The sequence below is a fragment of the Nonomuraea sp. NPDC050383 genome (genome assembly GCF_044459125.1).
GTDB lineage: Bacteria > Actinomycetota > Actinomycetes > Streptosporangiales > Streptosporangiaceae > Nonomuraea.
Genome location: NZ_JBITIP010000026.1, coordinates 72,264 through 95,495, shown reverse-complemented (window position 1 = coordinate 95,495; position 23,232 = coordinate 72,264). Strand labels below are relative to the sequence as shown.

Sequence of the window (23,232 nt, the reverse complement as noted above, 5' to 3'; positions counted from 1 at the left end):
GAGTTCTCCTGGTCGCCGTACCGCCGTGATCACGTACGTGGCCGACCTGGACTCGACAGCGACGGTCGGTGACCCGTGGCGCCGGCTACGTCGCTGTTCTGGCTGTGCCGGCTCGTTTGCTGTCTCGGATGACCGGGGCGCTCTCGATGTGCCGCACTCCTGGCAGGCTGCCGATGCCGCCCTCGAGGTAGTCGTAGAGCGCGCCGGCGTCGCGGCAGGCGACGAACATCAGCAGGTTGGTCGGGCCGGTGGTGGCGGCGGCGAAGGCGACCTCGGGATGCGCGGCCACCGCCTGGGCCGTGCGGCGCAGGGCGGAGGGTTCGACGGTCAGCCAGAGGATCGCGACCATCTCGAAGCCCAGGAGCAGAGGGTCGATGTCCACGTCGAAGAACAGCACGCCGGAGTCGCGCAGGTGGTCCAGCCTGCGCTTGGCCGTTGCCGGAGACCAGCCGGTGGCCCGGGCCAGCTCCGGGTATCCGGCGCGGCCGTCCCGGGCCAGGACCGCCAGCAGGTGCTCATCGTCTTCGTCCAGGACGACCCGCTCCCGCTGAGCCCCTGGTGCGTGCCGCGGGGCCAGCGCGGCGATCTGCTCGCACGTGAGCGAGTCGGCTCTGCCGTGCCAGCCGGTGGGGCCGCCGGCGAAGACCCGCAGCAGGCAGTGCGCCGTCACCCCGACCACCCGCGGTGTGCGGGGCAACTGGCCCAGCAGCAGCGCATCGCGCTCGCGGAAGCTGCGTGCCCGCACCACGCAGACGATCTGGGTGCCGCCGGAGGTGAGGCTGACCCAGGAGGTGTCCGCTCGGCGGGCCAGCGCTTCGGCGATGGGCACAGCCGCGTCGGGGACGACCTGGATCCGGACGAACCACTCCGCCCAGCCCAGCCGTCGCGCCTGGACCTGACCGATGACCTGCAGCAGCCCTGCGGAGCGAAGCCTTTGGTAGCGGCGTGTCACTGTCTGGTCGGACACCCCCAGCACCGACGCGATACGGCTGAAGGGCGCGCGGCCGTCCACGTGGAGGGCGTGGACGATGGCGCGATCGAGCTTGTCCAGGACCGGGGCGGTCACCGTGGTCAGGCTAGCGTGATGTGCTCGACGTGAGGGAAGGCGGGCCAGCCGGGCGAGCCGTCGTGGACGAAGGCCGTCCAGGCGCCCTGCACGTACGCCACGAGTCGCTCAAGCTGCCCGGGTTCGGCGCCGGCCAGCATCGGGGAGGCATGCCAGGCGGGCAGATTGCCGAAGACGAACGGCAGTTCGATGCAGTGACAGGCGCCGAACGGGCTGCCCGGCGGTGACCAGTCGAACTGGTAGAGGTGGGCCGAGCGGGCTCGGCCGGCCAGGCGCAGGTTGCCGTCGCGGAACAGCCGCGCGGTGAGCCCGGCCTCAGCTTGGGGGAAGAAGGCCCGGGCCTCGTCCCGGGTGGTGCCCATCAGCATGGGCACCTCCTCCCGGGGGCCGGTGGTCAGGTCGGCCGGCACGCCGTCGGCGGCGACCAGTTGGAAGGGCGGCGTCACCCTGCCGGACTGCGCGATGCGGCGGGCGACCTGCTCCTGGGCGCCGAGCAGGTCGGCGAGCGGTACGGTGCGCAGCCGTTCGGCGTCGCCGGGACGCAGTTCGAGGACGTCCAGGAACGTTTGGCCGATCTCGGCGGCCTCGCCGATGCTGTACGGCTGTACGCCGGCCGGTGTGCTCTGCAGAATGACTTGCCCGAACAGGTCACGGCCGGACAGCGCCAGCGCGGACATCGCTCCGGCGGACTGGCCGGCCAGGGTGATGCGAGCCGGGTCACCGCCGAAAGCCGAGATGTTCTCCCTCACCCAGCGCAGGGCGGCGATCTGGTCGAGCAGGCCGAGGTTGGCCGGGGGGAACTGCGGCGTCAGATACAGGTAGCCCAAGGGGCCCAGCCGGTAGTTGACGGTGACGACCACCATCCGGCCGCGTTCGGCCAGCAGCGCGCCGTCGTACCAGGACTGGGCACCGGAACCGGTCAGGAAGCCGCCACCGTGCAGCCACACCAGGACCGGCAACCCGCTGCCGCCCGGTGTCCACACATTGAGTGACAGGCAGTCCTCACCCTGACGGAGATCGCTGCCGGGGCCGAGGGCACGTTCGAGCCGCGACGTGCGCGGCTGCGGGGCTGCCAGACCCGGGTGGACGGCATCCAGCACGCCGTTCCACCGCGTCGGCTGCGGCGCGGCGAACCGCTCGGCGCGAGCGTAGGGGATGCCGCGGAAGGGGGTGACCGCGCCGTTCGCGGGGACGCCACGCAGCGTCCCGGCGGGTGCGTGGATCAGGCCGGTCACCGGTCACACCTCCAGGAAGGCCAGTGCGGCGCCACGAGCCTGGGCGGCGCCGACGAAGAACCCGCCCGGTATGTCGCCCGTGGCAAACCCGTTGCCCTCCACCAGAGCGCGGGCCGCCCGCACGTCACGTACGGACACGGCTTGCCCGGCCATGTACGGCAGTGCGGGCACCGGCTCGCCGGGCATCATCGCGCGGAAGGCGGACACCGCGACGACCTCCACCCTGCCCAGCGGCAGTGGCAGCACGTGCACCGGTCCCTCGATCATCGGTTCGGTGGCCAGGATGAGGGCGTAGCGGGCGACGGTGGGCTCCAGGTCGGCGTCGTCGACCACGAGCAACACGCTGTACAGGCCGGTGGCGCCGTTGGCGTGCTCCAGGTAGCGCGGCTGGTGGATCAGTTCAGGGGTCAGGTGGTACGCGGCGTGGATCAGCCCCTCGGGCGTGAGCGCGCGGTCGAGGTGGACCGCCTGGAAGCGGGCGCTCTCCACGCCGTCAGGGGTGTCCACGTCCCGCTGCAGCGGCAGCACTCCGGAGGAGGACAGGCCGGCCGTGCGCAGGCGCTTCTCGGCGGTTTCGATGTCGGTGCAGCCGAAGGAGTAGCCGTGCAGGCCCTCGTACTGGGCGATGAGCGGGCGGATGTTCCAGGGATCGACCGAGCCGTCCCCGTACAGGCCGAGCAGTTCCAGGTAGGTGCGGCCGAACAGGGCGCACCGGTTGCCGGCACCCATCGGCCTGCGCTCGCCGCCGGGGCGGTCGGAGCCCATGTGCATGGACAGCGGGCTGAGCGTGAATCCCAGCGCCTCGTAGGCCGCCGCGGTGGCGTCCATGTCGGTGGTGTAGAGGACGGAGTGGTCGATCCGGTCGATGTCCCGAGTGATCATGGGTGACAGGCTGACGCCCGGCAGCCGCCGGTTCCAGCCAACGGGGTGGGATCGACGTCTTTCGACATTCCAGGCCCCCATCCTGATGGAATCCCACGCGCGATCGAGGCGCAGTCGTCGCCGTTCGGGTACGGCGCTGGTGACCGGGGCCTCGCGGGGCATCGGCCGGTCCATCGCGCAGCGGCTGGCAGCCGACGGCGCGCTGGTGGTTGTGCATTACGGGTCCAATGAGGCGGCCGCCCAGGAGACCATCTCTTTGATTGAGAACACTGGCGGAAACGCCTTCGCCGTCCGGGCGGAGCTGGCGTACGCGATGAGCAAGGCCGAAAGGCCACCGCCACTCCTGCCGCGCCGCAGCAGCCGCGCCTAGGACGGGCCGGAAGACTCCTGCTCCTGCTCGATGCGGCGGTAGACGTTGTCGCGCAGGCGCAGCACCACCGCCGCCAGGAGCGCCGCCGTCAGCGAGCCGGCGAGCACGGCGATCTTGACGTGGGCGTCGCCCTGGCTGCCTGCGCCGAAGGCCAGCTCGCCGATGAGCAGCGACACGGTGAACCCGATGCCGGCCAGCAGCGCCAGCCCCAGCACGTCCACCCAGGCCAGGCTCTCGTCCAGCTCGGCGTGCGTGAACCGGGACACCAGCCAGGTGGCGGCCATGACGCCCAGCGGCTTGCCGACGATCAGCCCGGCGGCGACGCCGAGGGCGACCGGGTCGGCCATCGTCCGGACCAGCCCGTCCGGCCCGCCGATCGCCACCCCCGCCGACAGGAACGCGAACACCGGCACGGCCACCCCCGCCGACAACGGCCTGAACCGGTGCTCGAAGTGCTCCGCCGGCGCGGTCGCCCCGGCCCGGCGGCCGGAGGAAGAGGTGGGAACGGTGAAGGCGAGCAGCACTCCGGCCACCGTGGCGTGAACGCCGGAGGCGTGCACCAGGGCCCAGGTGAGCGCCGCCAGCGGCAGCAGCAGCCACCAGGCGCGCACGTCCCGCCGTACGAGGAGGGCGAAGACGGCCAGCGGCACGGCGGCGGCGAGCAGCGGGAGCGGCGCGAGCCGTTCGGTGTAGAAGACCGCGATGATCACGATGGCGAGCAGGTCGTCCACCACGGCCAGGGTGAGCAGGAACGTGCGCAGCGCGGCCGGCAGATGCCGGCCGATCACCGCGAGCACCGCCAGCGCGAAGGCGATGTCGGTGGCGGTCGGGATCGCCCATCCCTGCGCGGCGTCGGCGGCGCCGGCGACGGAGGTCGTGACCAGGTACGCGACGGCGGGGACGAGCACGCCGCCCATGGCGGCGGCGACGGGGACCGCCGCGCGCCGCGGGTCGCGCAGGTCACCGGCCGTGAACTCGCGCTTGAGCTCCAGGCCGGCCACGAAGAAGAAGATCGCCAGCAGGCCGTCGGCCGCCCAGGCGGCCAGGCTGAGGTCCAGGTGAAGGGCGGCGGGCCCGACCCGGAACGACCGCAGCGCCTCGTAGGCTCCACCCCACGGCGAGTTGGCCCACACCAGACCGAGCAGGGCGCCGGCGAGCAGGAGCGCGCCGCCGATGGTCTCGGTGCGCAGGACGTCGGCGATGCGGCGGGACTCGGCCCGCGAGCCGCGGCCGAACAGGCGCAGGACACGGGAGGACGACGGCGGCCTGCGGGTCAAGGAGAGCTCCTCGGAAGGGTCGGCTGTAGAACACGCCGACCAGACTTCCCGGCACACCAGCGGCAATCTTACCCAAAGAGGCAGCAAACATGCGGATCAGGGCTTGAAGCGGTAGCCCATGCCCGGCTCGGTCAGCAGGTGGACGGGGCGGGCCGGGTCGCGTTCGAGCTTCTTGCGCAGCTGGGCCATGTACTGGCGCAGGTAGTGCGTCTCCTTGACGTGGGCGCCACCCCACACCTCGGCCAGCATCTGCCGCTGGCTGATCAGCCGGTCGGGGTTGCGCAGCAGCAGCTCCACCATGCGCCACTCGGTCGGCGTCAGCCGCACCCCGCCGGAGACCCGCTTGGCCACCAGGTCCACGACGTGGTCGCCGACAGCGACCGAGGTGGCCTCCGGCTCGTGGCCGCCGGCCCGGCGGGTGGCGGCGCGGATGCGGGCGAGCAGCTCGTCCACGGCGAACGGCTTGGTGACGTAGTCGTCGGCCCCCGCGTCCAGGGCCTCCACCTTGTCGGCGCTGCCCGCCCGTCCCGACAGCACGAGGATCGGCAGCGAGGTCCACCCGCGCAGGCCGTGGATGACGTCCACGCCGTCGAGGTCCGGCAGGCCCAGGTCGAGGATCACCAGGTCGGGGCGCCAGTCGGCGGCCTGGCGCAGCGCCGAGGCGCCGTCGGCTGCGACGGCGACCTCGTAGTGGCGGGCGGCGAGGTTGATCCGCAGCGCCCGGAGGATCTGCGGCTCGTCGTCCACGATGAGGATGCGGGTCATGGCACCTCCGGAGGGGGCGGGGGCAGGCACGCGGGCAGGGTGAGGACCATGGTCAGGCCGCCGCCGGGCGTCTCGTCGGGGACCAGCGTGCCGCCCATGGCCTCGGCCAGGCCACGGGACAGGGCCAGGCCCAGGCCGGGACCGGTGTGGTTGTCGCGGTCGCCGAGCCGCTGGAACGGCAGGAACATGCGGTCGTGCGCGTCGCGCGGCACGCCGGGGCCGCGGTCGACGACGCGGATCTGCACCTGCTCGCCGTGGCTGCTGGCGGTGACGAGGACCTTCTCCGCGGGCGGGCTGTAGCGGACGGCGTTGGAGACCAGGTTGACGAGGATCCGCTCCAGCAGCGCCGGGTCGGTGAGGACCTCGGGCAGCTCGAAGGAGATGGTGTCCTCGACGCGGCGGGCGAGCGGCCCGAGCTCGTCGACGGCCAGCGGCACGACCTCGTCCAGCGCCACCGGCTGGAGGGACAGCCCGAGCGCGCCGGCCTGCAGGCGGCTCATGTCGAGCAGGTTCGCGACGAGCCGGTCCAGCGTGGTCAGCGACTCGTCGGCGGTGGCCAGCAGCTCCGCGCGGTCCTCGGGCGACCAGTCGATCTCGGTGCCGCGCAGGCTCTCGACGGCCGCCTTGGCCGAGGCGAGGGGGGTGCGCAGGTCGTGGCTGACGGCGGCGAGCAGCGCGGTGCGCATCCGGTCGGCCTCGGCCAGCGGCTCGGCGCGGGCGGCCTGCTCGCGCAGCCGTTCCTGGCGCAGCGCGACGGCGGCCTCGGCGGCGAACGCCTCCAGCACCCGGCGGTCGGCCGCGTCGAGCAGCCGGCCGCGGGCGGCCAGGACGAGGCGGTCGTCCACGGCCACGTCGGTGTCGGCGACGCCCGGGCAGGTGGCGGGCCGGCCGCCGGAGGTGGCGACGATGTGCCACGCCTCCGGCTGCGCCTGGTCGTCGGGGGTGGGCTCGCCGGCTCGTTCGAGGAGCGTGACGGAGGACAGGCCGAACGTCTCGCGCAGCCGTCCCAGCAGCGAGGGCAGCGCGGAGTCGCCGCGCAGCACGTGGCCGGCCAGCGTGGACAGCAGCTCGGCGTCGGCGCCGGCGCGGGCCGCCTCCCGCGTGCGGCGGGCGGCCACGTCCACGATCGCGCTGACCGCGGCGGCGACCACGACGAACACCATCAGCGCCAGCAGCGCCTCAGGGTCGGAGACGAGCAGGGTCCGGTAGGGGTTGGTGAAGAAGTAGTTGAGCAGCAGGAACCCGCCGACGGCCGCGCCCATCGCCGGCCACAGCCCGCCGACGAGCGCCACCGCGATCACCCACATCTGGAACAGCAGGATCTGGCTCGGCAGCCCCAGCGTGTCGCGCAATCCGTGTAGGACGGCCGTGAGGACGGGCAGGCCGAGGGCGGTCATCGCCCAGCCGAGCAGCCGGCGCCGCCGCGTCAGCGCCGCCCCGCTCCGGGACGGGCGGCGGCCCTTGCTGGCCCGCTCGTGAGTGATCATGTGGACGTCGATGGGGCCCGACAGGGCCGTGGTCGTCACCCCGACCCCCGGCGACAGGAGCTGGGCGAAGCGGCCACGCCGCGAGGCCCCCAGCACGAGCTGGGTGGCGTTGACACCCCGGGCGAAGTCCAGCAGGGCGCGGGGCACGTCGTCGCCGACGACCTGGTGGTAGGTGCCGCCCATGCTCTCCACCAGCGTCCGCTGCCGGGCCAGGTGCGCGGGGTCGGCGCCGGTCAGCCCGTCGCCGGTGGTCACGTGCAGGGCCAGCAGGTCGGCTCCCTTGGTCCGGCCGGCGATGCGGGCGGCCCGCCGTACCAGGGTGTCGCCCTCCGGACCGCCGGTCAGGGCGACCACGACCCGCTCGCGCGCCTCCCACGTGCCCTCGATGCCGTGGTCGGCGCGGTAGCGGTCGAGCTGCTCGTCCACCTTCCCGGCGACCCACAGCAGCGCCAGCTCCCGCAGCACGGTGAGGTTGCCGACGCGGAAGTAGTTCGACAGCGCCGCGTCCACCTTCTCGGGCGCGTAGACGTTGCCGTGGGCCATCCGGCGGCGCAGCGCCTCGGGTGACATGTCCACCAGCTCGACCTGGTCGGCCCTGCGCACCACCTCGTCCGGCACGGTCTCGCGCTGCGGCACGCCGGTGATGTCGCGGACGACGTCGTTGAGCGACTCCAGGTGCTGGATGTTGACCGTGGAGACCACGTCGATGCCGGCGTCCAGCAGCTCGTCCACGTCCTGCCACCGCTTGGCGTTGCGGGAGCCGGGCACGTTGGTGTGGGCCAGCTCGTCCACCAGCGCGACGCGGGGGCGGCGGGCGACGACCGCGTCGACGTCCAGCTCGGTGAACTCCGCGCCGCGGTGGACCAGGGTCCGGCGGGGGACGACCTCCATGCCGTCCAGCAGCTCGGCGGTGCGGGCGCGGCCGTGCGTCTCGACGTACCCGACGACGACGTCCCGGCCGCGCGCCATCGCGCGGCGGCCCTCGCAGAGCATCGCGTACGTCTTGCCGACGCCGGGAGCCGCGCCCAGGTAGACCCGCAGCCGTCCCCGTGGCACCGCTCCTCACCCCCTCGGCCGGTCGAGCGCCAGGTTGAGCTCCAGCACGTTCACGACCGGCTCGCCCATGAAGCCCAGGCTACGACCGGTGGTGTGCCGCCTGATCAGCTCCTCCACCCGCTGGAGCGGCAGGCCGCGCTCCTTGGCCACGCGCGGCGCCTGCACCTCGGCGTACGCCACCGAGATGTGCGGGTCGAGCCCGGAGCCGGAGGCCGTCACCGCGTCGGCGGGCACCTCGGCGCGGGTGACGCTCCCGCGGACCGGGACGGTGCGGCCGGCCGCGTAGTCCTCGCCCGGCCTGGCGCACTCGACCTTGACCCCCCGGTACGCGGCGAGGAACGGCGTGGCCGGACAGACCTGGTTGACGCTGACGGCGCGGACCGGGACGCCGACGGCCGGGAACACCTTCAGCACGGCCCCCACGCCGTCGGGCGTGCAGTACGGCCGCGCCCCGGAGACGCCCTCCAGCTCACCGGCCGCCCTGGAGCGGGCGCACACCTGCGTCAACAGCGACGTCCTGCCCTTCTCGCCGGGCGCGGGCAGGACGTCGACGACGTCCTCCGGCCCGAGGTTGCTCGCGCCGGTCGCGAGCGGGTCGTAGCCGTCGCCCGCGGCGGACGGGCGGCTCTGGAAGTACCTCCTGACCGGGTGGCCGCCGGCGTCGGTGAAGGACTGGCCGACCAGGGCGCTGCCCACGGTCCGGCCGTCGCGCTGCACGAGGGAGCCGTCCGCCCGGCCCGGCAGGAGCCGGGCCAGGCCGGTGACCGCGAGCGGATAGACGACGCCGGTCACCAGCGTCAGGACGAGCAGCGCGCGCAGCGCCGCGAGGAGGCGGCGGAGCGGGCCTGGCAGGCGGTTCATGACATCCCCGGTAGGAGCTGGACGAGCAGGTCGATGAGCTTGATGCCGGCGAACGGCACCACGATGCCGCCCAGGCCGTACACGGCCAGGTTGCGGCTGAGCAGCCGGGACGCGCCGGCCGGCCGGTAGCGCACGCCGCGCAGCGCGAGCGGGATGAGCGCCACGATGACGAGCGCGTTGAAGATCACCGCGGACAGCACCGCCGACTGCGGGCTGGCCAGCCGCATGACGTTGAGCAGGTCCAGGCCCGGGTAGACGGCGGCGAACATCGCGGGCACGATCGCGAAGTACTTGGCTATGTCGTTGGCGATGGAGAACGTGGTCAGCGCGCCCCGGGTGATGAGCAGCTGCTTGCCGATCTCCACGATCTCGATGAGCTTGGTCGGGTCGGAGTCGAGGTCGACCATGTTGCCGGCCTCCTTGGCGGCGGAGGTGCCGGTGTTCATGGCCACTCCGACGTCCGACTGGGCCAGGGCAGGGGCGTCGTTGGTGCCGTCGCCGGTCATGGCGACCAGCCGCCCGCCCGCCTGCTCCTTCCTGATGAGGGCCAGCTTGTCCTCGGGCGTGGCCTCGGCGAGGAAGTCGTCCACCCCGGCCTCCTCGGCGATGGCCCTGGCGGTCAGCGGGTTGTCGCCGGTGATCATGACGGTGCGGATGCCCATGCGGCGCATCTCGTCGAACCGCTCGCGCATGCCGTGCTTGACCACGTCCTTGAGGTGGACGACGCCGAGCACCCGGCCCTGCTCCGCGACGACCAGCGGGGTGCCGCCGCTCGCGGAGATGCCGTCCACGAGGTGGCCGATCTGGTCGGTGGGGTGGCCGCCGTGGTCGCGCACCCACTTCATGACCGCGGTGGCCGCGCCCTTGCGGATCTGGTGCCCGTCCAGGTCCACGCCCGACATGCGGGTCTGGGCGGTGAACGGCACCCAGTGGGCGCGGGCCAGCTCGCCGGGGGCCCGCTCGCGCAGGCCGTACGCCTGCTTGGCGAACACGACGATCGAACGGCCCTCGGGGGTCTCGTCGGCGAGGCTGGACAGCTGCGCGGCGCGCGCCAGCTCCAGCTCCGACACCCCGGGCACCGGGACGAACTCCGCCGCCTGCCGGTTGCCGAGCGTGATCGTGCCGGTCTTGTCCAGCAGCAGCGTGGAGACGTCACCGGCCGCCTCGACCGCCCGGCCGCTCATGGCGAGCACGTTGCGCTGGACGAGCCGGTCCATGCCGGCGATGCCGATGGCCGACAGCAGCGCCCCGATGGTGGTCGGGATGAGACAGACCACCAGCGACACCAGCACGATCCCGGTGACGCCGTCGCCGTCGAGCGCGATCGAGTCGGGGACGCCGGGGTTGACCGCCTTGGCGTAGATGGCCAGCGGCTGCATGGACACCGTGACCACCAGGAAGATGATCGTCAGCGCGGCCAGCAGGATGTTCAGCGCGATCTCGTTGGGCGTCTTCTGCCGGTTGGCGCCCTCCACCAGGGCGATCATCCGGTCCACGAAGCTCTCACCCGGCCTCTGGGTGATCTTGACGATGATGCGGTCGGACAGGACCCTGGTGCCGCCGGTGACCGCCGACCGGTCGCCGCCCGACTCGCGGATCACGGGCGCGGACTCGCCGGTGATGGCCGACTCGTCCACGCTGGCGATGCCCTCGACCACGTCGCCGTCGCCGGGGACGACCTCCCCGGCCTCGACCACGACCAGGTCGCCCTGCCGCAGCTCGGGCGCGGCGACGCTCTCCCACTCGGAGGCGTCCGGGCTCGCCAGGCGGCGGGCCACGGTGTCGCGCTTGGCGGCGCGGAGCGTGGCGGCCTGGGCCTTGCCGCGCCCCTCCGCGACGGCCTCGGCCAGGTTGGCGAACACGACGGTCAGCCACAGCCACACGACCACGGCCCAGGCGAACGACGACGGCGTGAGCACGGCGAGCACCGTGGTGAAGGCGGCGCCGACCTCGACGATGAACATGACCGGGTTGCGCCACATGGTGGCGGGGTTGAGCTTGCGCAGCGCGTCCGGCAGCGACCTCAGCAGCTGGCGCGGGTCGAACAGGCCGCCGCCCTTGGCGGGCTGACGGCCGGCCAGGGCGCGTCCGGCGCCGGCGGGGTTCGCGGTCATCGCTGGATCCCTTCCGCCAGCGGCCCCAGCGCCAGCGCGGGCAGGAAGGTCAGGGCGACGAGGACGACCGTGACGCCGACGAGCATGCCGGCGAACTGCGGCCGGTGCGTGGGCAGCGTCCCGGCCGAGACGGGGACCGGCGCCTGCCCGGCCAGCGAGCCGGCCAGCGCCAGCACCAGCACGATCGGCAGGAAGCGGCCCAGTGCCATGCAGAGGCCGAGCGTCGTGTTGTGGAAGACCGTGTCGACGCTCACGCCGGCGAACGCGGAGCCGTTGTTGTTGGAGGCGGAGGTGTAGGCGTACAGGATCTCCGAGAAGCCGTGCGGGCCGGTGTTGAGCATCGCCGACCTGCCCACCGGAGTGGCCATGGCCACGGCCGTGCCGGTCAGGACCAGCACCGGGGTCACCAGGAAGTACAGGGAGGCGAGCTTGATCTCCCGGGCGCCGATGCGCTTGCCCAGGTACTCGGGGGTGCGGCCGACCATGAGCCCGGCCACGAACACGGTGACCACCGCGAGCACCAGGATGCCGTACAGGCCGGCCCCGACGCCGCCGGGCGCCACCTCCCCGAGCAGCATGTTGAAGATCAGCATGCCGCCGCCGAGCGCGGTGTAGGAGTCGTGGAAGGAGTTCACCGAGCCGGTGCTGGTCAGCGTGGTGGCGGAGGCGAACAGGGCCGAGTCCGGGACGCCGAAGCGGGCCTCCCTGCCCTCCATGGCGGCGCCGATCGCCTGCGGAACCGTGCCGCCCGCGCTCTGCTCCGCCCAGGTGGTCACGGCCACGCTGACGGCGAACAGGGTCGCCATCACCGCCGCGATCGCGTAGCCCTGCCTGTTGTCGCCCACCATGCGGCCGAAGGTGCGCGGCAGGCAGGAGGCGATGAGCAGCAGCAGGAGGATCTGGATCCAGTTCGTCCAGGCCGTCGGGTTCTCGAACGGGTGGGCCGAGTTGGCGTTGAAGATGCCGCCGCCGTTGGTGCCCAGGTCCTTGATCGCCTCCTGCGACGCCGCAGCGGCCGGGGTGAGCGTCTGCTGCCCGCCCGTCAGCGTGGCCCAGGAGACATGGTCGCCGAAGGTCTGGATCGCGCCGCCGGCCACCAGCGCCAGCGCGGCCACGAAGGCGATGGGCAGCAGGATCCTGACGGTGCCGCGTACCAGGTCCACCCAGAAGTTGCCCAGGCTGTCGCTGCTGTTCCTGGCGAAGCCGCGCACCAGCGCGATCGCGACCGCCAGGCCGACGGCCGCCGAGAGGAAGTTCTGCACGGCCAGACCGGCCGTCTGCACGACGTGGCCCATCGTGGACTCGCCTGAGTACGCCTGCCAGTTCGTGTTCGTCACGAAGCTGACAGCGGTGTTCCAGGCCAGGTCGGGGGCCACCGGCTTCATGCCGAGGCTCAGCGGCAGGTGGTTCTGCAGGCGTTGCAGGCCGTACAGGAACAGGATCGAGACGACCGAGAACGCGAGCACGCTGCGCGCGTAGACGGCCCAGCGCTGCTCGCCGTCCGGCTTGACGCCTGCCAGCCGGTAGAACGCCAGCTCGGCCCGCGAGTGCCTGGTGCCGGTGTAGACGCGGTACATGTAGTCGCCGAGCGGCCGGTAGCAGATCGCCAGGGCGAGCAGGATCGAGGCGATGAACACGATCCCGGCCAGGGACGAGGACATCAGAAGCGCTCCGGGAAAAGCAGGGCCACGACCATGAGCACCACCAGGACGGCGGCCAGCGCCAGCCCCGCGGCGTTGACGGCGTTCACAGCCGCTCCACCGCCTTGACGGCCAGTCCCAGGACCACGAAGACCGCGATCACCAGGGCCAGGTAGACGACGTCCGCCATCCCCGCTCCTCACTTCCGGATATGTCCGGCCGTCCCGCTGAACGGCCCCATGACGAGCTAAGCGCGACATTTGGCGGGTTCTGCGAATCTTGACGGATTTCATACGCCAACTGCGTGAATGTTGACGAGATCCCTACGCGACCCGCTGCCCTGACTCGCGGGGTGACGACGGCCGGGGGAGTGGCCCGTGGATGTGCTAGGCTGAACGCAGTTGCAGTTGAGGTACCCATACGAACGTGTGCGCCTGACGGTATGTAACCTTCAGGCGTATTTTTGTTTGCCGGTCATCTCCGGATGGGCTCATTACGGCGACGCGGCGTCCGCACACGGCGGACACCGGCCCTGCCAACCAGAAGGAGATCGACATGGCTAACGGAACCGTGAAGTGGTTCAACGCGGAAAAGGGCTTCGGCTTCATCGAGCAGGACGGCGGCGGCGCCGACGTCTTCGCCCACTACTCCAACATCGTCTCCCAGGGCGGCTACCGCGAGCTGCGTGAGGGCCAGCGCGTGGCCTTCGACATCACCCAGGGACAGAAGGGCCCGCAGGCCGAGAACATCGTTCCCGCCTGACCCAGGGCACACCCGAGCCGGGGCTCGCACCTTCACTGGTGCGGGCCCCGGTTCGTTTGCGTGTCCGGCCGGGTCCGGTGGGCTGCGTTCACCGCCACACCAGCGGGTCAGGGTGCCGGTCGCTGTACGTGATCTCCCCTGCGCCGCCGGCAAACCTTACAGCTCGTTTGAAGCTTCGCGAAGAGGCACCGTAAGATGCCAACCGGCATTAGACGGACGAAAGGTTCCTCTGTGACGGATGCGTTCGAGGGCGAGATCGGAAGGCTCGCTGGTGAGATCAATCAGCAGTTGGCGCGTATTCGCGAGGCATACGAAGAACTCTCCGCCACGGAGCACACGGCATGTTCCACGGACGGGATGGTGAGCGTGACTGTTGGCCGCAACGGTCAGTTACGCGGCATCGAGCTGAGCCCCCGGGCGTATCGCACCCTGTCCCCCTCGCAGTTGGCCGACGCGATCATGCAGCAGGCCGGCAAAGCCACCGCCGCGGTCTCGGAGCAGAGCAAGCAGCTCTTGGAGCCACTCATGCCGGAGGGCATGCCGTACCAGGAGGTCTTCGGAGAGCGGGACATGCTCGACGCGTTCTTCCCCAGCCCCGTGAAGCCGGCCCCGTGAGCGGCTACTTCGTGCGGTTCGAGGCGCTGCGCCGACGGGCCAAGGCCTACGACCAGCTCGCGCACGACGCGGAGGAGGTGCGTGCCGACCTCCGCGCCGCCTTCGACCGGGACAGGAACACGCTCGGCCACGACATGTACGGCGCCGAACTGGCCAAGAAGCTGCCCGCGATCGAAAGCGGCATCTTCGACGCCCTGAAGACGCACATCGACGAGCTTGAGGGTGTCGCCTCAGGGCTGAACGTCAACGCCCGCACCTACGAGGGGACGGAGCCACCCTCCGTCGAGCGCAGCTGATCTTCCGTGGGCTTCGACGGGTTCCTCGTACCCGACTTCGCCAAGCCGTACATCGGCTGGGTGGTCGGCATGGACTGGCCGGAAGGGGACGAGGCCGGCTGCTTCCGGTTGGCCGACGCGTGCGTGAGCGCCGCGTACCGGCTCGTCGAGGGCACGGAGGCCGAGCAGCCGGGAAGCGCAGCCAAGATCGGCGCCGACTGGGACGGGGAGGCCCACCTCGCCTTCGCCGCCCACGTCAACACGGTGGTCGGCGGTCAGGTCGCCACGGTGGTCAAACGACTCGTGGAGGCCGCTGTCGCGCTCAACGGCGTGGGAGTGCAGATCCAGTACACCAAATACATGATCGAGATCACGGTCTGGCTGCTGATCGCGCAACTGGTGTATCTGCTGGGCGCGGCCCTGGCCAGTGGCGGGGCGAGTCTGGCGCTCATCCCACCACGTCTACAGATTGCCCGGATGACGGTCGCGCAGATCGCCAGGCAGTGCCTGCGCAACATGGCGCTGTTCGCCGGGATCGTGGCCGGCATGGACATGGGCGTCCAGATCCTGCAGATGGTGAAGGGCCGCAGAGACGAAATCGACGTTCCCCAGCTCGTGATCTCGGCGCTGACCGGTGGTGCCATGGGCGCGCTCATGGGGCTGCTCTCCGGCGGGCTGAACCGGCTGGCCTCGCAGGCCCTGCGGGCCGGCCTGACCAGGGCCGAGATGTCCACGGCCGAGAAGCTGCTGGCCGCGGCCAGCTCGTCCCTGTACGGGCAGGCCGCGCAGTATGCCGTGACCGGCGGGATCACGACCGCGGGGACCTTGTTGGCCCAGGGGAACTTCAGCTGGGACGTGCTGGCGAAGGGCATCACGTCCAGTGCGCTCGGTGCGGACGGGCAGCACCTGGCCGGGTCCCTGCCACATGGTGCCGACGCCTCGCCCTCGCCTCACCCGACCTCTCCGTCCGAACATCCTCCGTCCGAACATCCTCCGTCCGGCTCGGACGCCGGCCTCAAGCGCGTACCCGGGCCCGACGCTGAAACGATCCTGGCGGCGGTGCGACACAACCAGGAGGCCATCAGGTCGACTGCTTGGAAGGGCCCCGACGCGCTGTTCTCACAGGCCGAATTTCCCGCGCCTCGTCTGGCTTCCAACACGGAGATGCCGCAGCCTGTCGCGTACCCCTCTGCGGGGTTGCGGCCTGATGGTTCGCCGACCTGGAAGCGGCTTGAGGCGTCGGCCGGTATGGACAAGCCCGAGGTCCATCCACCTCGTACCGTCGAGATCGGCGCCATGGGCGAAACGGCCGTACACGACGTCAAGGTCCCGCGAGACTCGAGGGCGACGGCTCAGGCTGTGTCCGACGGCGTCCAAGGTGTCACCCCGCGGGAACGAGCTGCGATTCGCCACTGGCTGACGCAGGTGCTTTCCGACGGCAACCGCGAAACATGGACCGACCGCCTCCAAAGGGGCGTGGCGCTCGGCGTCGGTGGCGATGTCGTCTACCTCAAGCTGAGGCCGAGTGAGTTCAGGCACGTGGAGCACCCGAGCCTGGCGCCCGAGAAGCCGGTCGCCTTCGGCGGGGATGGTGTGGAGGGCAAGTCCTCGCGGGCCTCCTCCCTGGATCGGAGCGCGGGTCTGATGAGAGGGCTGTACCACTCGCCGGACGAGGCTGAGGCGAGCGCCCTGCCTCGTGCGGGCATCAGCAGTACGTTCCGCACGACCCACACGAATGGCATCGAGGTCATCAGCGGTCACAAGGCCGTTTCCCCGGTGCACGACTACTTCGCCGCGGGCATCTCCCTCGACATCTACCGCAACGGTGAAATGGTCACAGAAACCGCGGCAGTCCCCGAACTGTCAGTGACCCTCCCTTTCCCTCGGCAGTTCACCCGGGAAGGGCCGCTTCTGCCCGCCGACCACCCACCGCCGCTTCCCCGCCACGAGGTTCCGATCGGAGCTGAGCACAAGTTCCGTGATCACGGAATCTCCATCACCGGGATGGACGTCACGCCCCTTGTGCTGGAGGTGCAGCGTCGGGCGCTGTCGGCGGGTGTGCCCGCCGGTGAGGTGGTCAAGATCATTGAGCACCTCACGTCCACGGTGCTCAGCGAGCAGGGAATGAAGAACCGTAGCCAGTCGATGCTGTCGAGCGGGGCCGCCTCCGAGGCGGTCCGGTACAAGAGCTCCCCGCTGCGATCAGCGGAGGACTCTGTCCAGATCACCAGCCGGATCACGCGGATCGAGCCTGTCGACGGAAGCGGGCGGCCACCGATCGAGACGATGTTCCGGGACGACATGGGACGGCGCGAGAGCGAGGGGACGATACATCGGCAGGGCGCGAGCCTCAACGTTCATGCTGGTGGCAAGATAGGTGTGGCCCTGGGGAGCGGGTCGGAGGTCGTCGCCCGGGCCATTGGCGGGTTCGGCTTCGGAACGGACCATGTGGCGGGCACCAACAGGGCACACGGCAACCACACCGTCTTGACCCAGGTCCGTGACGTCACCATGTACGACGCCCACATGGTGCTGCGGGTCGAGACCGAGAAGATGGGCACGTTCGAGGTCGGGGTGAAGGCCGAGCTGCTCATACCGGCTCGCGACGCGCCCCGGATGGAGCAGGACATCTTCGGGCACGATCTCCGGCCGCCCGGCGAATTCAACGCAATCCAGCGGAAACTCGCCGATCTCCACCGGGAGGTGGACGACGTACGTAGGGAGCTCGTGCGGAGCGAACCGGATGGTGAAGATCCGGCCCGGGGCGAGCATCCGGACGGTGGCTACGACCCGCACGTGCTGGAGCCTGAGACGCTCGCGGCCGGGCGGGGCACAGGACTGGGCAGCGGCGTCCGCGTCCACTCCGAGACGCTCCTCTCCACGGAGATCCGCCGGGCTGTCGACGAGGCACTGCCCGACCTCCCGCAAGGGATCAGGCGGCAGATCATGCGGGACATCGAAAGCCGCTTCGGGGGCGTGGCCCTGGAAGCCGACCTGACGCATGCTCTACACGGGATCAGGTACGAGAAGACGATCGGCGGCTACACCGTCGAGATCTTGGCCGAGGGCTCTCTCGGCCGGCGGCACGAGGTCGGCTCGACCGAAATGACGGTGAACGAGCGCAGGATCACGTCGCAGACCAACACCAGCCAGCGGGAGACCTCTGTCGCAGGCCGTGGGGAGGTGCGTGGTGTCGCGCGCGCCGAGGTGAACGACGGGTTGAAGGTCGACCCGGTGAACCTGGCTCTCACCGGGAGCGGCACGAAGGCGGAGAGTGTCGGCTTCTCCGCCGGTAACACGAGGTACGACCGCACGGAGACCAGTGGCGGCTTCACCATCACGCGGGATCTCTCCTTCGACGTCAGGATGAGGACCTCGCGAAACGGCACAGAGGTGACGAACGCGTCGTGGGAGGTGCACGGCAGCAAGGCGGAGTTCCTCGTACCGTATGCCCACCTGCCGGAGGCGCCGGTGCTCGCGCAGGACGTCGCGCAGCTGGGACGTATCGAGTCGTCGACCGAGCCGCCCCGTGATGCATGGAGTCCTCGTGACGATGAGCTGTCCGCCATCGTCCGTCTGGGTGCCATGCCTGACCTGCCTCGGGCGGTGGCGGAGGCATATTCCAGGTGGGCGGGACTGCCGGTGCCTGCGGAGCGTCTGGACGTACCGCCCGTGTTCGAAACCGCCACTGACGTGATCAGGCTGGAAACCATGATCACATCTCACCCTGACGGCCTGTACTACACCGTCTCCGAGCGAGGGGGATCGCGGCACGATGTGCACGTGAAGGCGCACGTGGCCGGGTTGGAGCACGTCAAGTCGGAGAACGGAGTAGAGCTCGAAAGCTACTCGAACAGTAACTCGAGGATGACGAACAGCGAGCGCAGCAGGCAGTCCCTGGGCGGGCACGCCCGTACCGGTCTGCGCGTCACCCTCGGCAGCGATGGGGAGTCGGCGGGTCACACGCGAGGAGACGAGGAGCCCAGCGGAACCAAGCGAAAGGTCGTGGCGCGAGCGGGTGTGCATGGCACCTCGAAGCGGATGGCGCAGGAGAGCTCCTATCTGGGCGGCAGCGACGTAGCCCGGGTCACTTACGCAGATGGGAGCACCTCGCACTGGTACCGCGCGGACCTGGTTCTGGAGGTGACACCGACCAGAACCAGCGGGGAAACGGTCGAACGGGGCCCGACCACGTACGTCCGGGTGCAGGAGATCATGGACCTCGTCCTTCCGGACGAGGTGGCACGCCGTCACGGACTGGACGGCCCGGAGGCGGTGGAGCCCGCCCAGCAGGCGGGGGACACGGCCCGCGCCTACGCCGCGCCCGAGGCGGCGATGAACACCGCCTCCGTTCAGCATCTCGACGCGCATGCCGTACTCCCGAAGATCGTCGAGATGCTCCGCGACGATGGCCTTCTCTTCCCGGAGCAGGAGTTCACGAACCACCCAGTGGCGGAGCACCTGCGAGGCCACTACGGCCAGGGCGCGCTCGGTACGAAATTGGGGGAGCTTCGCGGAAACGGAGTGTCATCCTGGCTGTTCGTCACAGATGAACACGGCCGAGTCACCGAACGCGTGGGTATCCGGGTCACCGCCGAGATCGGTGACGGAGTACACGTCGGTGAGCGTCCTGACACCGGCCTGATGCTCCGCAGCGAGCGCCTCGGTGGCGACTTGAGGGTGCGCGAAGTGGGCTCGGACCACGGCGCGGAGGTGCTCGCGCGCTACCTGCAGTCTTCGGACGGCGATCTCAGGGGAGGCGAAGCTGGGTACGCGAACCATCGCGACTCCCACACCGCGGACGCGCAGGGAACAGCTGTGAAAGAGATCAACCGTTACCAGACACGCGAAGCCCCGCAGGAGTTCAGGCATCCGGTCGCCTACGAGATCACGCTTGAGCGCGTCCCGGTCCGCCCTGTCCTGGAACCCATGCAGAGCGCGGCCCGCAGGATGGTGCTCAAGGTGGGCGAGGTAACCGGACACGACGGAGCCGGGAGGCTCTTCGACAGGCATGTCGGGGTCGTCTCGACGTCCAGAGCGGTCGCGAACGGCGGGCTCGGCGTGTTGGTGCCGGGACACCTCACCACGGAGGTGCCGCAGGGCACCCCGGTCGCGGCGCCTACGCCGGTCGTCGCCGCGGACCCGCGATGGGCGGAGACGGCAGGGCCCAACGCCATGTCCACCACCCTGAGGGAGGGTGTCCCCAAGGGAGACGTCAGCCAGGTCGCGTTCCCGGCCGCCACACTGGTGGAGCAATGGGCGCCGATGGCCGCGGTACCGCCGAAGCTCCGGGCGGAGGTGCCCTCGCTGGCCGACCGGCCCAACGGATTCGAGCTCTCCAGCCCGGCCGGCATGTCCCTTGCCGAGGTCACCAAGGAAAGGACCATGCGCGCCCATCTGCAGCAGTTGCTCGCGCATGACTACGAGATTCCCGGGATCGGCAAGGTGGGGATCGACGTCAACGGGGCCCACGAGATCACCAGCGCGCTGGTCAAGCAACGCGTCTACGCGCAGACCATGACCACCAGCGGGCACGGCCAGGAGCGTGGCCGGGGCCAGGGGGTCCGAGGAGGCGGGTCCGCCGGATCGACCGATGGGAATCTGGGCTTCGGCGGCATCGGTGGCAGCACCAAGACGGCGGACGAAGCCGGATCGCGGAACGCCGACATCATCGAACGCAACTTCCTGGAGAAGCAGCACGAGAACACGTATCTCGAATTGGACATCTCCATCGTGCTCCATGGCAAGGGCACGCCTCTGGTGGTGGACGTTCCCGGCGGCCTCTACCTGAGGCTCACCCCTGAAGGGCTCGCCGAGTTCGACGCCGCGCATCCCGGGATGATCACGCGCTGAACCTCACCCGCGCCCACCTGACCGCGCTGCTCGACGTGCTGGGCGGCAGGTCAGCGCGATTACGGTACGACTGTGAGGCTGCGGTGCAAACCGGTGATGTGTAGCAGCCTGGTCATGTGCGGGCGCGGCGCCCGCAGGGCGAGCGCGACTCCCCGCGAACGGGCCTGGCGTTGAATGTCGACCAGGACCCCCAGGCCGGAGGCGTCGCAGAACGACACCGAGGACACGTCCACGACGAGCCGGCCGCCCTCGCCGGGCAGGGCGCGCAGCAGCCGCCGCCGGAGGGCTTCGCCGGTGAAGATGTCGATCTCGCCGGTCAGGTACACGATGGTGGTCACCGGACCGGCTCTGCCCGGACGAGCCGGCGAGAAGATGCGCATGGAAGCCTCCTGTCACAGCACAGAGAACACGTGTGGGACGCCCGGCGGCCACCCAGGCCACGGGCCGGCGGCTAGCGACCGCGGGCGGCGTCGGGTGGGACGATCCGCAGGAGAGGCGTGCACGCCGATGCGCAGCGTGGTGCGCCCGCGCCGCTGAGCGGGTCGTGAGCAGTGAGAAGCGCCGGCGGCATGATCGCCTGCCCGTCCAAGCCCCTCATGCACGGGGCCCCAAGTGTTCTATCGCCGTGGGCGACGCCGGCCCACTGCCAACGCACAAGAAAGTCCTCGGTAGCCCGAGTCTACTCCGGTCCGTCCGCCGTGCGCGGCTGCCCCGGCGTCTGCGCAGGTCATGGCGTCGTGTTCGTTCTTGACCCGGCCCCGCCGGTGGTGGTGGGCCGCGACGCCGCGCGAGCCGCCGGGGTGTGCCGGCAGGTCAGCGCGGTCATGGCGAGCACGCCGAGGGCGCACGCGATGGGCACGGCCAGCCCCGCCCGCGCGGCCGGCCCCCACCCCGACTCCAGCGAGCCCAGCAGGACCGTCCCGGTGAGCGTGCCGCCGAGCACGCCCCCTGTCTCCTGTACGGTCCCCAGCACGCCCGCCGCCGCCCCGGCCAGCGCCGGCCTTACCCGGGCCAGCGCGGTGGACAGCAACGGCGGCATGAGCAGCCCCATCCCGCCGCCCGTCACGAGCAGCGCTCCGGCGATCTGCCACGCCACCGCCCCGCCCCCGGAGGCGGCGCCGGCGTGTCCGGCCACGGCGTGGTCGAGCAGGAGCAGCCCGAGCAGCAGCACGGCGGCTCCGGCCATGGGCAGCCGCGCTCCCAGGCGCCCGGCCATGGCCGCCCCCCGCGCGGAGGCGGCCAGGAACCCGCCGTTGAGCGCCGTGCACACCGCCCCGGCCGCCGCGGGCCCGAGCCCGAGCCCTTCCTGGAGGTACAGCGCCAGCACGAACGACAGCCCCGCCGAGCCGCCGAACAGCAGCGCCACCGCCACCAGCCCGCCCGCGAACCCCTTCTCCCGGAACACGCCGAGGTCCAGCAGCGGCTGCCGCCCCGCCGCGGCGAGACGGCGCTGCCGGTGCGCGAACGCCCAGAGCAGGGGAGCCGAGGCGGCCAGGCACAGCCATGTCCACGCCGGCCAGCCGTGCTCGCGCCCCTGAGCCAGCGGCAGGACGACCGCCACCAGCCCGGCGGCGACCAGCCCCGCCCCGGCCACGTCCAGCCCCCGCCCGGCGCCGGCCGTGGGCCCGTCCTCCGGTCGGACAGGCGGTGCGGAGGGGAGGACGCGCGCGGTCGCCACGAGGGCGGCCAGGCCCAGGGGCACGTTGACCAGGAAGCAGGCCCGCCAGCCCAGCCCCCACGGGTCCGCCGCGATCAGCAGCCCGCCGATCACCTGCCCGCTGACGCCCGCCAGCCCCACCGCCGTGCCGTACCAGCCGAAGGCCCTGGCCCGGTCCGCCCCCTGGTACAGGCCGCCGAGCAGGGCCAGTACCTGCGGGGCGAGCAGCGCCGCGGCCACCCCCTGCACGGCCCTGGCCTGCACCAGGACCCAGGCGGCCGGCGCGGCCCCGCACGCGGCCGAGGCGAGCGTGAACAGCGCCAGGCCCGCCGAGAAGACCCGGCGCGGCCCGTACAGGTCGCCGAGCCTGCCGGAGACGACCAGCCCGGCGGCGTACGCCAGCCCGTAGGCGGCGATCACGAGCTGGGCCTCGGAGCCGTCGGCGTGCAGCCCGGTCCTGATCGAGGGGACGGCCACGTTGGCGATGAAGAAGTCCAGCGTCGTCATGAAGACGGCGACCAGCACGACGGGCAGTGCCCACCAGCGGTTCGGGGCGGCGGCCATGAGGGTGGCTCCAGGGGAGGGAGGGACGGACGGTGCGGTGGGAGAACACCGCGCCCGTCCGGTCGGTTGACCTCACCCTGGCGACGACCGGTTATGAACCCCTGCTGACCGGCTACGGACGGCGTTACGGAAATCTCACGCCGGGTCCGCCCCGCGCACCTGAGCTCACCCCGTGGCGACTTTGACGTTCTTCATCGTGAAGTGCGAGGTGACGTTCCTGATCCGCGGGATGGTCATGACATGACGGCTGAGGAAGGCCTCGTAGGCGGCCAGGTCGGCGACGGCCACGCGGGCGAAGTAGTCGGGACTGCCGAACAGCCGGCGCAGCTCGACGACCGCCTCGGCCCGCGCCAACGTCTGCTCGAAGTGCTCGACGGTCTCGGCGTCCTGGGTGTCGAGGGTGAGGTCGACCAGGACCTCGAACGAGCGGCCCACGGAGGCGGGGTCGATGACCGCCCGGTAGCCGCGGATGACGCCCTCGGCCTCCAGCCGCTGCACGCGCCGCAGGCACGGCCCGGGGGTGAGCCCGACCCGCGTGGCCAGCTCGACGTTCGTCAGCCGTCCGTTCCGCTCCAGCTCGGCGATAATTGCTCTGTCCACCGCATCCATGTCTCGAACATTGCCGTAGCCGCTCGCTTGAGCGCAATACTCGCAACCACATGGCGAGGGTTCTGCGAGACCATAGAGGGGTGCAATCGAACGTTCGGCCCCATATCGCCACACCTGCGCTCAGCTGCGCTCCGATCACCCGGA

The 23,232-nt window shown here is 71.2% G+C and carries 18 protein-coding genes; 5 read left to right on the top strand and 13 right to left on the bottom strand.

Annotated elements, in window-relative coordinates; genetic code table 11:
- Positions 1-85: 85 nt before the first annotated feature.
- Genes ACIBG4_RS39130 through ACIBG4_RS39120 form a run of 3 tightly spaced genes read right to left on the bottom strand, consistent with a single transcriptional unit; the run spans position 86 to position 3,183 of the window.
- Positions 86-1,066 (bottom strand): Lrp/AsnC family transcriptional regulator, encoded by a 981-nt coding sequence (locus ACIBG4_RS39130; RefSeq protein ID WP_397207295.1) that lies wholly within the window; start codon positions 1,064-1,066, stop codon positions 86-88.
- Between the two features lie 5 nt (positions 1,067-1,071).
- Entirely contained in the window at positions 1,072-2,301 is a 1,230-nt protein-coding gene (locus ACIBG4_RS39125) for a carboxylesterase/lipase family protein (RefSeq protein ID WP_397207293.1), read from the bottom strand.
- Between the two features lie 3 nt (positions 2,302-2,304).
- On the bottom strand, positions 2,305-3,183 hold the full coding sequence (locus ACIBG4_RS39120) for a VOC family protein (RefSeq protein WP_397207291.1): 879 nt from the start codon (positions 3,181-3,183) through the stop codon (positions 2,305-2,307).
- Here ACIBG4_RS39120 and ACIBG4_RS39115 point away from each other — a divergent pair.
- Positions 3,182-3,553, top strand: coding sequence for an SDR family NAD(P)-dependent oxidoreductase (locus tag ACIBG4_RS39115; RefSeq protein WP_397207289.1), 372 nt, complete (start codon positions 3,182-3,184; stop codon positions 3,551-3,553). The two genes, ACIBG4_RS39120 and ACIBG4_RS39115, sit on opposite strands and share 2 nt — an antisense overlap.
- On the opposite strand, the gene nhaA is transcribed toward ACIBG4_RS39115, so the two are convergent.
- From nhaA to ACIBG4_RS39080, 7 genes are all read right to left on the bottom strand, one after another.
- Positions 3,550-4,830, bottom strand: coding sequence for a Na+/H+ antiporter NhaA (gene nhaA, locus ACIBG4_RS39110; RefSeq protein WP_397207287.1), 1,281 nt, complete (start codon positions 4,828-4,830; stop codon positions 3,550-3,552). The two genes, ACIBG4_RS39115 and nhaA, sit on opposite strands and share 4 nt — an antisense overlap.
- Positions 4,831-4,926: 96 nt before the next feature.
- The gene (locus ACIBG4_RS39105; protein WP_310711352.1) at positions 4,927-5,595 is read right to left on the bottom strand and encodes a response regulator; all 669 of its coding nucleotides are present in this window, start codon (positions 5,593-5,595) and stop codon (positions 4,927-4,929) included.
- Positions 5,592-8,138: a DUF4118 domain-containing protein gene (locus ACIBG4_RS39100; protein ID WP_397207285.1), complete on the bottom strand. Its 2,547-nt coding sequence runs from the start codon at positions 8,136-8,138 to the stop codon at positions 5,592-5,594. Before ACIBG4_RS39100 ends, ACIBG4_RS39105 begins: the two co-directional genes overlap by 4 nt.
- Before the next feature lie 6 nt (positions 8,139-8,144).
- Entirely contained in the window at positions 8,145-8,999 is an 855-nt protein-coding gene (locus ACIBG4_RS39095; protein ID WP_397207283.1) for a potassium-transporting ATPase subunit C, read from the bottom strand.
- Entirely contained in the window at positions 8,996-11,113 is a 2,118-nt protein-coding gene (gene kdpB, locus ACIBG4_RS39090; RefSeq protein WP_397207281.1) for a potassium-transporting ATPase subunit KdpB, read from the bottom strand. The genes ACIBG4_RS39095 and kdpB overlap by 4 nt, the downstream gene beginning before the upstream one ends.
- The gene (gene kdpA / locus ACIBG4_RS39085) at positions 11,110-12,774 is read right to left on the bottom strand and encodes a potassium-transporting ATPase subunit KdpA (protein WP_397207279.1); all 1,665 of its coding nucleotides are present in this window, start codon (positions 12,772-12,774) and stop codon (positions 11,110-11,112) included. Before kdpA ends, kdpB begins: the two co-directional genes overlap by 4 nt.
- On the bottom strand, positions 12,774-12,863 hold the full coding sequence (locus ACIBG4_RS39080; protein ID WP_310711357.1) for a K(+)-transporting ATPase subunit F: 90 nt from the start codon (positions 12,861-12,863) through the stop codon (positions 12,774-12,776). Before ACIBG4_RS39080 ends, kdpA begins: the two co-directional genes overlap by 1 nt.
- 445 nt (positions 12,864-13,308) lie before the next feature.
- On the opposite strand from ACIBG4_RS39080, the gene ACIBG4_RS39075 reads away from it, so the two are divergent.
- The 4 genes from ACIBG4_RS39075 (at position 13,309) to ACIBG4_RS39060 (ending at position 20,258) form a co-directional block, all read left to right on the top strand.
- Positions 13,309-13,515: a cold-shock protein gene (locus ACIBG4_RS39075; protein WP_310711358.1), complete on the top strand. Its 207-nt coding sequence runs from the start codon at positions 13,309-13,311 to the stop codon at positions 13,513-13,515.
- 231 nt (positions 13,516-13,746) lie between these two features.
- Positions 13,747-14,130 (top strand): YbaB/EbfC family nucleoid-associated protein, encoded by a 384-nt coding sequence (locus ACIBG4_RS39070; protein ID WP_397207276.1) that lies wholly within the window; start codon positions 13,747-13,749, stop codon positions 14,128-14,130.
- Positions 14,127-14,426 carry a hypothetical protein gene (locus tag ACIBG4_RS39065; RefSeq protein WP_397207274.1) on the top strand — a complete coding sequence of 100 codons (300 nt, stop codon included), beginning with the start codon at positions 14,127-14,129 and terminating at the stop codon, positions 14,424-14,426. The genes ACIBG4_RS39070 and ACIBG4_RS39065 overlap by 4 nt, the downstream gene beginning before the upstream one ends.
- A 6-nt stretch (positions 14,427-14,432) precedes the next feature.
- Positions 14,433-20,258 carry a hypothetical protein gene (locus ACIBG4_RS39060; protein WP_397207272.1) on the top strand — a complete coding sequence of 1,942 codons (5,826 nt, stop codon included), beginning with the start codon at positions 14,433-14,435 and terminating at the stop codon, positions 20,256-20,258.
- 59 nt (positions 20,259-20,317) lie between these two features.
- On the opposite strand, the gene ACIBG4_RS39055 is transcribed toward ACIBG4_RS39060, so the two are convergent.
- From ACIBG4_RS39055 to ACIBG4_RS39045, 3 genes are all read right to left on the bottom strand, one after another.
- The gene (locus tag ACIBG4_RS39055; protein WP_397207270.1) at positions 20,318-20,638 is read right to left on the bottom strand and encodes an STAS domain-containing protein; all 321 of its coding nucleotides are present in this window, start codon (positions 20,636-20,638) and stop codon (positions 20,318-20,320) included.
- A gap of 347 nt (positions 20,639-20,985) precedes the next feature.
- Complete coding sequence (locus tag ACIBG4_RS39050) at positions 20,986-22,479, bottom strand: MFS transporter (RefSeq protein ID WP_397207268.1); 1,494 nt, start codon at positions 22,477-22,479, stop codon at positions 20,986-20,988.
- A 165-nt stretch (positions 22,480-22,644) separates the two neighbouring features.
- Positions 22,645-23,088 (bottom strand): Lrp/AsnC family transcriptional regulator, encoded by a 444-nt coding sequence (locus ACIBG4_RS39045; RefSeq protein ID WP_310711365.1) that lies wholly within the window; start codon positions 23,086-23,088, stop codon positions 22,645-22,647.
- Positions 23,089-23,232: the final 144 nt, after the last annotated feature.